Annotated in this window: 11 protein-coding genes and 2 rRNA genes (1 of these 13 cut by a window edge); 4 read left to right on the top strand and 9 right to left on the bottom strand. The window is 69.0% G+C overall.

What is annotated here, in order from left to right; all coding sequences use genetic code 11:
• Positions 1–2: 2 nt before the first annotated feature.
• From ACQPZF_RS05390 to ACQPZF_RS05365, 6 genes are all read right to left on the bottom strand, one after another.
• Entirely contained in the window at positions 3–932 is a 930-nt protein-coding gene (locus tag ACQPZF_RS05390; RefSeq protein ID WP_433268883.1) for an NADP-dependent oxidoreductase, read from the bottom strand.
• 12 nt (positions 933–944) lie between these two features.
• Positions 945–3887 (bottom strand): bifunctional [glutamine synthetase] adenylyltransferase/[glutamine synthetase]-adenylyl-L-tyrosine phosphorylase, encoded by a 2943-nt coding sequence (locus ACQPZF_RS05385; protein WP_433268881.1) that lies wholly within the window; start codon positions 3885–3887, stop codon positions 945–947.
• Between the two features lie 39 nt (positions 3888–3926).
• Entirely contained in the window at positions 3927–4151 is a 225-nt protein-coding gene (locus ACQPZF_RS05380) for a hypothetical protein (protein ID WP_433268879.1), read from the bottom strand.
• A complete protein-coding gene (locus tag ACQPZF_RS05375) occupies positions 4148–5281 on the bottom strand; it encodes an anion permease (RefSeq protein ID WP_433268877.1) in 1134 nt (377 codons plus the stop codon). Before ACQPZF_RS05375 ends, ACQPZF_RS05380 begins: the two co-directional genes overlap by 4 nt.
• 83 nt (positions 5282–5364) lie before the next feature.
• Positions 5365–6102: a type 1 glutamine amidotransferase gene (locus tag ACQPZF_RS05370; protein ID WP_433268875.1), complete on the bottom strand. Its 738-nt coding sequence runs from the start codon at positions 6100–6102 to the stop codon at positions 5365–5367.
• A 15-nt stretch (positions 6103–6117) separates the two neighbouring features.
• Positions 6118–6540, bottom strand: coding sequence for a rhodanese-like domain-containing protein (locus tag ACQPZF_RS05365; RefSeq protein ID WP_433268873.1), 423 nt, complete (start codon positions 6538–6540; stop codon positions 6118–6120).
• Between the two features lie 80 nt (positions 6541–6620).
• Between ACQPZF_RS05365 and ACQPZF_RS05360 the strand changes: the two genes are divergently transcribed.
• From ACQPZF_RS05360 to ACQPZF_RS05345, 4 genes are read left to right on the top strand one after another with little or no spacing between them, the layout of a single operon-like run.
• A complete protein-coding gene (locus ACQPZF_RS05360) occupies positions 6621–7085 on the top strand; it encodes an Lrp/AsnC family transcriptional regulator (protein WP_433268871.1) in 465 nt (154 codons plus the stop codon).
• Between the two features lie 25 nt (positions 7086–7110).
• On the top strand, positions 7111–7638 hold the full coding sequence (locus tag ACQPZF_RS05355) for a hypothetical protein (protein WP_433268869.1): 528 nt from the start codon (positions 7111–7113) through the stop codon (positions 7636–7638).
• Positions 7635–8234 carry a hypothetical protein gene (locus ACQPZF_RS05350; RefSeq protein ID WP_433268867.1) on the top strand — a complete coding sequence of 200 codons (600 nt, stop codon included), beginning with the start codon at positions 7635–7637 and terminating at the stop codon, positions 8232–8234. The genes ACQPZF_RS05355 and ACQPZF_RS05350 overlap by 4 nt, the downstream gene beginning before the upstream one ends.
• Positions 8231–8446, top strand: a complete 216-nt coding sequence (locus tag ACQPZF_RS05345; RefSeq protein WP_433268865.1) for a helix-turn-helix domain-containing protein — start codon at positions 8231–8233, stop codon at positions 8444–8446. The genes ACQPZF_RS05350 and ACQPZF_RS05345 overlap by 4 nt, the downstream gene beginning before the upstream one ends.
• On the opposite strand, the gene ACQPZF_RS05340 is transcribed toward ACQPZF_RS05345, so the two are convergent.
• The 3 genes from ACQPZF_RS05340 to ACQPZF_RS05330 all read right to left on the bottom strand — a co-directional run.
• Positions 8418–9281 (bottom strand): GNAT family N-acetyltransferase, encoded by an 864-nt coding sequence (locus ACQPZF_RS05340; RefSeq protein WP_433268863.1) that lies wholly within the window; start codon positions 9279–9281, stop codon positions 8418–8420. The two genes, ACQPZF_RS05345 and ACQPZF_RS05340, sit on opposite strands and share 29 nt — an antisense overlap.
• A 68-nt stretch (positions 9282–9349) precedes the next feature.
• Positions 9350–9466, bottom strand: a 5S ribosomal RNA gene (gene rrf, locus ACQPZF_RS05335).
• A gap of 101 nt (positions 9467–9567) precedes the next feature.
• Positions 9568–12031, bottom strand: a 23S ribosomal RNA gene (locus ACQPZF_RS05330) (it continues 616 nt past the right edge of the window).

The raw sequence follows: 12031 nt of genomic DNA, 5'->3' as shown, positions 1-12031 counted from the left end.
CTTCACACCGTCAGCACGACCTTGCCGCGCACGTGCCTGCCTTCCAGCAGCCGGTGCGCCTCCGCGGCCTCGGCCAGCGGGAACGTCTGCTGCACCACGACCTTCAGGTCACCCGACTCCGCGTGCGCCGCCAGCCACTCCAGGTCGGCCCGCACGGGCTTGGCGTAGCAGTACCACCCGCCCAGTTCCAGCACGTTGGTGTCCACGATGGACACGATCCGGGACGGGTCGCGCACCAGCGCGGGCGAGTCGTTCAGCGCGGCCCCGCCGACGCAGTCGAACGCCACGTCCACCAAGCCGTCGCCGCCGATCAACTCGGCCACGTTTTCGATCAGCGCGTCCCCGTACGCCACCGGCTCGACGCCCAGCCCGCGCAGGAACTCGTGGTTGCGCGGGGACGCCGTCCCGATCACGCGGGACGCCCCGAGGATCCGCGCCACCTGCACCGCCAGGTGACCCACGCCACCGGCGGCGGCGTGCACCAGCACCGTGTCGCCCGCCGAGACACCCACCTTGCGCAACGCCTGCACGGCGGTCAGCCCGGTCAGCGCCAGCCCGCCTGCCTCCGCGAACGACAGCGACGGCGGCTTGTGCGCGAGCCCCCTTTCGGTGGCCGCGACCAGCTCCGCGTAGGTCCCGTGCTGCACGTGGTCCTTGCGCTGGTAGCCGAACACCTCGTCGCCGGGCCGGAACCCGTCGACGGCCGGTCCGACCTCCCGCACGACACCGGCCACGTCCCAGCCCGGGATCAGCGGGAAGTGGTGCGGCATCAGGTCTTTCACGTAGCCCATCCGCACCAGCCGGTCGGCCGGGTTCACCCCGGCGGCACGCACCTCCACCAGCACTTCGTCGAAGTTGATCGCAGGATCGGGCAGGTCCTGCGACCGCAGCACGTCGATGTCACCGAACTCGTTCTGCGCTATCGCCTTCACGCGCCCCAGTGTTCACGAGCCGTAGAAGACCCGCTCGATCACGGCCCGCGCCCGCCGCGTGGTCCGCTGGTAGGAGTCGAGGAACTCGCCGGGATCCCGCGGGTGCCCCATCACCCCGGCCACGGCCGCCAGGTCGCGCCCGGTGGTGGGCAACTGGTCGCCGGGTCTGCCCCGCACCAGCACGATCGCGTTGCGCGCCCGGGTGGCCATCACCCACGACTCCATCAGCGCCGACCTGTCCTCCTCCGACACGAGCCCCGCCTCGGCCGCCGCCCGAAGCCCCCGCACGGTCGACGGTGTGCGCAGCGCCGGCAGCTCGTGCGCGTGCTGCAACTGCAGAAGCTGCACCGTCCACTCCACGTCGGCCAGCCCGCCGCGTCCCAGCTTGGTGTGCGTGGACGGGTCCGCGCCGCGCGGCAGCCGTTCGGCCTCCACCCGCGCCTTGATCCGCCGGATCTCCCGCACGGACGCCGCGTCGAGCCCGTCAACGGGGTACCGCACCGGCTCCACCAGCTCGATGAACCGCGCCCCCAACCCGGCGTCACCGGCGATGAACCGGGCCCGGAGCAGCGCCTGCGCCTCCCACAGCTCGGCCCACTGCGTGTAGTACGCCCGGTAGGACTCGAACGTCCGCACCAGCGGCCCCTGCCTGCCCTCCGGCCGCAGATCGGCGTCCACCTGCAACGCCGGGTCCTGGCTGGGCGCGCCCAGCAGCCGCCGCACCTGCTCCACGACACCGCCGGCGTACCGGACGGCGTCCGAGTCGCCCACCCCCGGCGCCGCCTCGCACACGAACATCACGTCCGCGTCCGAGCTGTACCCCAGCTCACGCCCGCCGAGCCGCCCCATGCCGATGACCGCGATCGACGCGAGCCGGTCACCGGCGGTCCGCACCACGGCGTCCAGGGCGGCCTGCAACACCGCCACCCACACCTCGGACAGCGACACGCACACGGTCCGCAACGGCACCAGTCCCAGCAGGTCCGCCGACGCCACCCGCAGCAGCTCCTGTCGGCGCAGCGACCGGGCGGCGGTGACCGCGCGCTCCAGGTCGGTGTACCGGGACACGGTGCTCCGCAGCGGGTTCCCGATGGCCATCGGATCCCGGCCCACCAACGCGGAGGTGTCGGCCAGCAGCCGCAGCACCTCCGGCGCACGCACCAGGAGGTCCGGCACGAACTTCGACGTGCCGAGCAACGCGGCGAGCCGGTCCACGACCGTGCCCTCGTCCCGCAGCAGCCGCAGGTACCAGGGTGTCTCGGCGAGCGCCTCGGACACCCGCCGGTACGCCAGCAGCCCGCCGTCCGGGTCGGGGGTGGCGGCGAGCAGGTCGAGCAGCACGGGCAGCAGCGCGGTCTGGATGCGCGCCCGCCGCGACACCCCGCGGGTCAACGCCTCGATGTGCTTCAACGCGCCGTCCGGCGCGGCGTAGCCCAGCGCGGCCAGCCGGGCGGCGGCCTCGGCGGTGGTCAGCCGCAACGCCTCCGTCGGCACGTTCGCCACGGCCTGCAACAGCGGCCGGTAGAACAGCTTCTCGTGCAGCCGCCGCACCTGGTTGGCGCGCTTGCGGAACTCCGCGAGCAGCACCTGCGCCTCGGACAGGCCACCTTCGGCGGGCAGCCCGGCCGCCCGCGCCAGCCAGCGCAGCCCCGCGGAGTCGTCCTCGGCCGGGAACAGGTGCGTCCGCAGCAGCCGCTGCAACTGCAACCGGTGCTCCAGCGTGCGCAGGAACCGGTACGCGCGGCCGAAGTCGGCGGCGTCCGTGCGTCCGACGTACCCGCCACGTCCCAACGCCGCCAACGCCGCCGTCGTGGTCGCGATGCGCAGCTCCTCGTCGCCACGCCCGTGCACGAGTTGCAGCAACTGGACGGCGAACTCGACGTCCCGCAGCCCGCCGCGCCCCAGCTTCAGCTCCCGGTCGGCCAGCCCCGGCGGCACGTGGTCCTCGACGCGGCGGCGCATGGCCTGCACGTCGGGCACGAAGTTCTCCCGCTCGGCCGCAGTCCACACCAGCGGCCGGACCACCTCCAGGTACCGCTGCCCCAGCTCGGCGTCGCCGGCCACCGGCCGGGCCTTGAGCAGCGCCTGGAACTCCCACGTCCGCGCCCACCGCTGGTAGTACGACGCGTGCCCGTCCAGCGTCCGGACCAGCGCTCCCGCCTTGCCCTCGGGCCGCAGCGCCGCGTCGACCTCGAAGCACGCCTGCCCCGCGACCCGCATCATCGTGCTGGCCAGCCGGGTCGCCACGCCGAGGTCGCCCTCGCCGACGAACACCACGTCCACGTCGCTGACGTAGTTCAGTTCGCGCGCCCCGCACTTGCCCATCGCGATCACGGCCAGCGTGCACTCGTCGGCCCGCGGCACCTCCCGCGCCGCCACGTCCAGCGCGGCCCGCAGCGCCGCCACCGCCAGGTCGGACAGCAGCCCGGCCACGGCGTCGTAGTCCACGTACCGCACGTCGGGCTCGACGACGTGCGCCAGGTCCTCGGCCGCGATCCGGCACAGCAGCGCCCGGTACTCCCGCCGCAGTGCCCGCACCGCGTCCGCGCCGGTCAGCCCGTCGACGGCGGCGACGAGGGTCGGCGCGAACGTGTCCGGCGAGACCTGCTCGGCGTCGGCCAGCGACGTCCACCGGTCGGGGTTGGCGACCAGGAGGTCCGACAGCGCGCTGGACGACCCGAGCACGGCCAGCAGCCGGCCGCGCAGCACCTCGTTCGCCCGCAGCGCCTCGTCCAGCGCCGGCCACCGGTCACCGAGCGCGGTCCGCAGCCGGTCGACGCCGAGCAGCGCGAGATCCGGGTCGGGGCTGCGCGACAGGGCCCACAGGACCGGTTCGTGGCGCTCCGCGGGCCTGCGGTCCTCCCACCACCCGGCCGCGTGCAGGTATTCGCCACTGCGTGCCCCGGTCAGCCCGAATCGGGCGGGGGACGTCGGTGTACGGGCTGGATCGGTCATCGCCGACCACCGTAGCCCGGTGGCCCCGGAGGCGAGGCTTCAGCTCGCCACGATCAAGTAGATGCCGAACAACACCACGGTCACGCACGCCACGAGACAGGCGGTCGCGGCGGCCGTGGACACGACGACGGACCCGCCGCGCTCCCGCGCCTCCTCCCGCGCGGACAACGCGCGCAGCCCGGTCGAGAACAGCACGACCAGTCCCAGCACCACGCCCAGACTCACCCCGAACACGGTGCCCAGCGCCGCCCAGTCGACCTTCATGCCGCCACCTTGTGCGTCTCGGCCTGCGCCGCGATCTCGTCCACCACGTGCTCCGGCCGCACCGGCTCACGCCGGGACAGCAGCCAGATGACCAGCGACCCGACCACCGCGACGGCGGCCACGACGACCACGCCGACCGTGCCGGTGGACGCGAGCTTGCCGGCCGCCGCGCCCACGATCCCGGCGGCGGGCAGGGTGAGCATCCAGGCCAGCGCCATCCGCCCGGCCACGCCCCACCGCACGCCGTCCCGCTGCCGCCCCAGCCCGGAGCCCATGATCCCGCCGGACGCGACGTGCGTGGTGGACAGCGCGAAGCCGAGATGCGAGGACGCCATGATCACGGTCGCCGCGCTGGTCTGCGCCGCGAAGCCCTGCGGGGCCTCGATCGTGGTCAGGCCCTTGCCGAGGGTGTGCGTGATGCGCCAGCCGCCCAGGTAGGTGCCCAGCGCGATGGCGACGGCGGCGCTCAGGATCACCCACATCGGCGGCGCGGAACCGGGCGCGAGCGTCCCCGCGGTGATCAGGGTGAGGGTGATGATGCCCATCGTCTTCTGCGCGTCGTTGGTGCCGTGCGCGAGCGACATGAGCGCGGCGGACGCCACCTGGCCGGCCTTGAAACCCTTGCGCGCGACCGACTCGCGGGTCCTCCGGGTGAGCCGGTAGGTGAGGAACGTGGCCAGCAGCGCCACGATCCCGGCGACCAGCGGCGCGGCGATCGACGGCACCACGACCTTGTCCACGACCTTGGCGAAGTGCACCGCGTCCGCGCCGGACGCGATCCAGGTGGCCCCGATGAGCCCGCCGAACAGGGCGTGCGACGAACTCGACGGCAGCCCCACGTACCAGGTGACGAGGTTCCACATGATCGCGCCGACCAGGCCGCCGAACACCACGGCGGGCGTGATGCGGGCGTCGTCCACGATGCCGCCGGAGATGGTCTTGGCCACCTCGACCGACAGCAGCGCGCCAACCAGGTTGAGCACCGCGGAGAACGCGACGGCGGTGCGCGGCTTCAGCGCCCCGGTCGCGATCGACGTGGCCATCGAGTTGGCCGTGTCGTGGAAGCCGTTGGTGAAATCGAACGCCAGCGCCGTGATGACCACGATGATGACGAGGAGCGAGGCATCCACGCTGATTCCTCCGGCTGAACCGACACAGTCGTGGGTGAACGCTACCTGTCGGACCGATGAACACTCACATCAGCGGAGGTTCGTCACACCAAAGGAAGGTTCCGCTGGGTGGCGAGGTCGCCCGCCGCCAGTCGGACGAACCGCTCGGCGAACGGCTGCCACACCTCGCGGATGTCCTCGTGGCCGCGTTCGAGCCGCTCCGGGTCGAACTGGCCGGGCCGCGCGCACGCGGCGGCGTCGGGCGCTCCCCGTGCCCAGTCCAACACCATCTCCGGCGTCGTCTCGATGTGGAACTGCACCCCGTAGGCGTTGTCGCCGACCCGGAACGCCTGGTTCTGGTACATCGGCGAGGACGCGAGCAGCTCGGCCGTCGGCGGCAGCAGCGCGATCTCGTCCACGTGGAACTGGAGCACGTCCGGCGTCCACGGCAGGTCCCCGAACAGCGGGTCGCTGCCCGCGACGTCCCGCTTGGCCACCAGCAGCACGCCCACCTCGGGCCCGCGCGGACCGCGCCGGATCTGGCCGCCGGTCGCCGCCGCGAGCAGTTGCCCGCCCAGGCAGATGCCGAGCGTCGGCACCCTCTTGGCGACCGCGTGCGAGAGCAGTTTCCGCACGTCGGCGAGCCACGGGTGGTCCACGTCGTCCAGCGCGCCCATGGCGCCGCCCAGGCACACCACGCCCTGGTAGCCGTCGAGCGTCGCGGGGACCGGCCGCTCCTGCGGTTCGAGCACGTCGAGCACCGCGCCGGCGCCGGTCAGCCAGTCGCCGAGGCGGCCGATCGGGTCACTGCGGTCGGGTTGCAGCACGAGCAGACGCGTCACCTGTCCGAGGGTAGATCAGCAGGCGCAGCCGATCCCGTGCAGCCCGTGGCCTTCGACCGGGTAGCCCGCGGCCTCCCAGGCCCGGAGGCCGCCGGCCAGCCGCTTCACCCGGAAGCCGAGCCGCGACAACGCGACCGCGCCCTTGGTGGCGGCGTTGCACTCGAAGCTCTCGCAGTAGCAGACGTAGACCAGGCCACGGTCCCAGTCGGCGGTGGTGGTCTCGTCCATCTCCCAGTGCGGCAAGTTGATCGCGCCGGGGATGTGCGCCCGCGCGAACGCCTCGGCGCCGCGGGTCTCGACCAGCCGGAAGCCCTCGGTCTCACCGGCCGCCAGGTCGCGCACCACGTCGTCGGGATCGGCCTCGAACGACAGTTCGGCGGCGAAGAACGCGGCGGCGGCAGCGGGGTCGGCGGGTGGGAAGCGCAGCGTGTTCGTCATGGCTTGAATCCTGCTTGAGCAGGGTTTTCCGGGACATGGGGAAGTCCAGGCGCGCGGCCGGATGTGCCTACGATTCCACGGTGGAACTGGACGACCTGGACTGGAAGCTGCTGGAGCTGCTCCAGCGGGACGGGCGGATGACGTTCACCGAGTTGGCCAGGCGGGTGTCGCTGTCCGCGCCGGCGGCCACCGAGCGGGTGCGGCGGCTGGAGCAGGCGGGCGTGATCACCGGGTACGCGGCGGTGGTGTCGCCGCGGCGGATCGGGCTGCCGATCGAGGCGATCGTGCGGGTGCGGGTACGGAGCCTGGACACGCCCCGGTTCCGGGAGCGGGTGGTGACCATGGCGCAGGTGCTCGACGCGGACCACGTGACCGGGGACGACTGCTGGCTGCTGCGCGTGGTGTGCCGGTCGACGGTGGAGCTGGAGGAGTTCGTGGAGCACGCCCAGCGGTACGGGGACACGACCACCTCGCTGGTGTTCTCGTCGGCGGTCCGCAACCGGCCCGTGACGCCGGAGGTGTTCGGGGGTATCGTTTTTCGATAGCATCGATAAACGATATGGGGGGACCATGTCACGTCGGAGGAGGAACCCGTTACAACCGCTGCTCGGCGTCGTCACCGCCTTCGCGTCCGTGGCGTCGTGCCTGCTGGTCAGCGGGCTTGCGCACACCGTGTACGTGGCGATCAGCCGGCCTGTGTGCGTGCACGACCTGTGGCGCGACGTCTGTCTGGAGCAGCCGTCCGGGAGCCAGCGGCTGCTGAGCGTCCTGCTGAGCCTGCCGACGTCGGCCGCCTACGTCGCGGCGCTGATCTTGCTGATGCGGCTGCTGATCCGGGCCGAGCGGCTGGGGCCGCACAGCTCCGACATCGCCCTCGGCGCCCGCCGCTACGGACTTTTCCTGCTGATCAGCATGCCCGTGGCGACGTTGGTCGAGAGCATCGTCCGCAACGTCCTGGTGCCGCACGAGGCGCTGTCCTTCCTCGGTGAGTGGGACTTCCCGTGGTGGGCCCTGTTCACCGGCCTCGGCCTGCTGACGTTGGCGAAGATCCTGCACGCCGGCGCGGAGATGCGGGCCGAGTTGGAGGGGACGGTATGAAGAACCCGTTGCAGCCGCTGACCAGCCTGGTGCGGTTCGGGTGGTCGATCACCGCCGTCCTGTTCGCGGGCGGCGCGCTGTTGAGGGCCGTCTACACGCTCCGGGGCACGGTCTGCTTCACCGCCGACAACGCGCCCAGTCCCGGCGTGGACGACTCCCCGCTGTACCGGGACACCGTCACGGCGTACCCGGAGGTCGTGCGCATGTGCCTGCCGGAGCCGACGTTCGGCGACCGGCTGCTCGGCATCCTGGAGTCCGCGCCGTCCAACTTCGGGTACGCGGGCACGTTCCTGCTGTTGATGGTGCTGCTGGAGAAGGCAGTCAAGGAAGGCATCCACACCGCCGACACAGCGGACCGGCTGCGGCGGTTCGGTTGGTACCTGCTGATCGCGATGCCGGCGGCGACCCTGGTCGAAGCCGTGTCACGGTCGGTGCTCGTCCAGCGCGCGGTGACCTACGACGTCGAAGCGACCATGTTCCTCGCCGAGTGGGACGCCCCCTGGTGGGCATTGGTCACCGGGTTGGGGATGCTGTCGCTGGCGAAGATCATGCGGACCAGCGCTTCGATGCGCGAGGAGCTTGAAGGAACGGTGTGAGCGTCCAGGTGCACCTAGACCGGCTGCTGGCCGATCGCGGCATGACGTTGACCGAGCTGTCCGAACGCGTCGGCGTGACGGTGGTGAACCTGTCGATCCTCAAGAACGGCCGGGCGCGGGCCATCCGGTTCAGCACGCTCGTCGCGCTGTGCGAGGCGTTGGGGTGTCAGCCGGGAGACCTGCTCACGGTTGTCCCGCAACGGGCGGAGTGAAGACGAACTCCGCCGCGTCGCACACCGGGCGGAACCCGATGCGCTGGTAGATCGAGTTGGAGGTCGGGTTGGCCAGGTCGGTGAACAGCACCACGTGCTCCGCGCCGGCCTCCAACGCCCACCGGGCGCACGCCGAGGTGACCGCCGCGCCGTAGCCGCGCCGGCGGTGTTCCTTCGCGGTGTAGACGGGGCCGATGCGGGACATGCCCGAGGCGGGTGGTCCGCAGCCCGCCCACGCGACCGGCTGGTCGCCGTCGAGCCACAGCAGGTGGCCCGAGCCGGCGGCGAGGCTGTTCCGGACGAAGCCGTCGGCATGCTCCTCGTCGGGGTCGTACGGGGTCGACTCGGCCGTGAAGTCCAGGTACCAGCGGACGAGGAGCGCGGCGTCGTTCTCGGTGGCCAGGCGGGCAGCGCCGGGCACACCGGTCGGCGGCGTCAACTCGTCCAGCCGGTACAGGCGCTGCGCCATGACCTCCTGCGCGCCGTACCCGGTACGGGTCGTCCAAGCGAGGGCGAACGCCTCGGCCGAGTCACGCGGCCCGTTGATGCCCGGCAGCTCGACACCCTCCAGGTTCTCGGCGACCGCCTCCACCCAGTCGACCGGCACACCGCTGAGCGTCAACGGCCACGGCGGGGTGCGCAGGGCCGCCGCGACGACCTTGCCGTCCTCGGTGACCGTGACCAGCGTCGGCTGTTCGTCGGTCGGCAGCGGCCGGTCGAGCCGCCGCCGCACGGCCGCGATCGGGATGGTGTGGAACACCGGGTCCGCGTTGAAGAAGTCCCTGGTCAAGGCCCAGAAGCCGGCCAGGTCGTCGTGCCTCTTCACATCCGCCACGGACGGGACCGTAACGCAAAAAGCCCTCAGGGGCACCCGGATAACCGGGTGCCCCTGAGGGAAAGAATGTTCGGCGGCGTCCTACTCTCCCACACCCTCACGAGTGCAGTACCATCGGCGCTGGAAGGCTTAACTACCGGGTTCGGAATGGGACCGGGTGTTCCCCCTCCGCCATGACCACCGAAACACTATGAAATTACCACCACAGACACCCCGCGCCCCCGAAAGGTCGCCTGGTGTGCCCGGTTGGTTCTTTCAGAACCGCACAGTGGATGCGTAGCATTTTCGTGACAAGTCCTCGGCCTATTAGTACCGGTCAACTCCAGCCGTTACCGACCTTCCATCTCCGGCCTATCAACCCAATAGTCTCTTGGGGGCCTTACCCCACGAATGGGTGGGATACCTCATCTAGGAACAGGCTTCCCGCTTAGATGCTTTCAGCGGTTATCCCTTCCGAACGTAGCCAACCAGCAATGCCCTTGGCAGGACAACTGGCACACCAGAGGTCCGTCCGTCCCGGTCCTCTCGTACTAGGGACAGCCTTCCGCAAGTATCCTACGCGCGCGGCGGATAGGGACCGAACTGTCTCACGACGTTCTAAACCCAGCTCGCGTACCGCTTTAATGGGCGAACAGCCCAACCCTTGGGACCTACTCCAGCCCCAGGATGCGACGAGCCGACATCGAGGTGCCAAACCATGCCGTCGATATGGACTCTTGGGCAAGATCAGCCTGTTATCCCCGGGGTACCTTTTATCCGTTGAGCGACCACGCTTCCACAAGCCATGGCCGGATCACTAGTTCCGACTTTCGTCCCTGCTCGACCCGTCGGTCTCACAGTCAAGCCCCCTTGTGCACTTGCACTCGACACCTGATTGCCAACCAGGCTGAGGGAACCTTTGAGCGCCTCCGTTACCCTTTGGGAGGCAACCGCCCCAGTTAAACTACCCACCAGGCACTGTCCCTGATCCGGATCACGGACCGAGGTTAGACATCCAGTACGACCAGAGTGGTATTTCAACGACGACTCCACAACCACTGGCGTGGCCGCTTCACAGTCTCCCACCTATCCTACACAAGCCGAACCGAACACCAATACCAAGCTATAGTAAAGGTCCCGGGGTCTTTCCGTCCTGCCGCGCGTAACGAGCATCTTTACTCGTAATGCAATTTCGCCGGGCCTGTGGTTGAGACAGTCGAGAAGTCGTTACGCCATTCGTGCAGGTCGGAACTTACCCGACAAGGAATTTCGCTACCTTAGGATGGTTATAGTTACCACCGCCGTTTACTGGCGCTTAAGTTCTCAGCCTCGCCCCGAAGGACTAACCGGTCCCCTTAACGTTCCAGCACCGGGCAGGCGTCAGTCCGTATACATCGTCTTGCGACTTCGCACGGACCTGTGTTTTTAGTAAACAGTCGCTTCTCGCTGGTCTCTGCGGCCGAAAAATCCTAGCCCGAAAAAGGCTTCAAATCCCTCGGCCCCCCTTCTCCCGAAGTTACGGGGGCATTTTGCCGAGTTCCTTAACCACAGTTCGCCCGATCGCCTCGGTATTCTCTACCTGACCACCTGTGTCGGTTTGGGGTACGGGCCGCATGAACACTCACTAGAGGCTTTTCTCGACAGCATGGGATCACCCTACTTCGCCTCAATCGGCTATGCATCACGTCTCAGCCTTGATGTCCGGCGGATTTGCCTACCGAACGGCCTACACGCTTACACCAGTACTACCACTCACTGGCGGAGCTACCCTCCTGCGTCACCCCATCGCTTGACTACTACAAGTTCAGGTCCCGCGCTCCACAACCACAGTCGTCCGAAGACTTCCATGGCGCTTCGGGCGGTTAGTATCACAAGGTTCGCCATGGGCGCGTTCACACGGGTACGGGAATATCAACCCGTTGTCCATCGACTACGCCTGTCGGCCTCGCCTTAGGTCCCGACTTACCCTGGGCGGATTAGCCTGGCCCAGGAACCCTTGGTCATCCGGCGGCAGAGTTTCTCACTCTGCTTTCGCTACTCATGCCTGCATTCTCACTCGTCCAGCCTCCACACCTGGATCACTCCGGCGCTTCAATGGCTGAACGACGCTCCCCTACCCATCCCGACATAATCGGAATGACACGGCTTCGGCGGTGTGCTTGAGCCCCGCTACATTGTCGGCGCAGGACCACTTGACCAGTGAGCTATTACGCACTCTTTAAAGGGTGGCTGCTTCTAAGCCAACCTCCTGGTTGTCTGGGCGACCCCACATCCTTTCCCACTTAGCACACACTTAGGGGCCTTAGCCGGCGTTCTGGGCTGTTTCCCTCTCGACTACGAAGCTTATCCCCCGCAGTCTCACTGCCGCGCTCTCACGTACCGGCATTCGGAGTTTGGTTGATTTCGGTAAGCTTGTGGGCCCCCTAGACCATCCAGTGCTCTACCTCCGGCACGAAACACACGACGCTGCACCTAAATGCATTTCGGGGAGAACCAGCTATCACGGAGTTTGATTGGCCTTTCACCCCTAACCACAGCTCATCCCCCAGGTTTTCAACCCTGGTGGGTTCGGGCCTCCACGCAGTCTTACCCACGCTTCACCCTGGCCATGGCTAGATCACTCCGCTTCGGGTCTAGACCACGCGACTCAACCGCCCTATTCGGACTCGCTTTCGCTACGGCTACCCCACACGGGTTAACCTCGCCACGCAGCACTAACTCGCAGGCTCATTCTTCAAAAGGCACGCCGTCACCCCGAAAGGCTCCGACGG

The organism is Actinosynnema sp. CS-041913 (assembly GCF_050942485.1).
Lineage (GTDB): Bacteria > Actinomycetota > Actinomycetes > Mycobacteriales > Pseudonocardiaceae > Actinosynnema.
The sequence above is the reverse complement of the archived record's forward strand: the minus strand, read 5'-3'. Positions and strand labels throughout refer to the sequence as shown.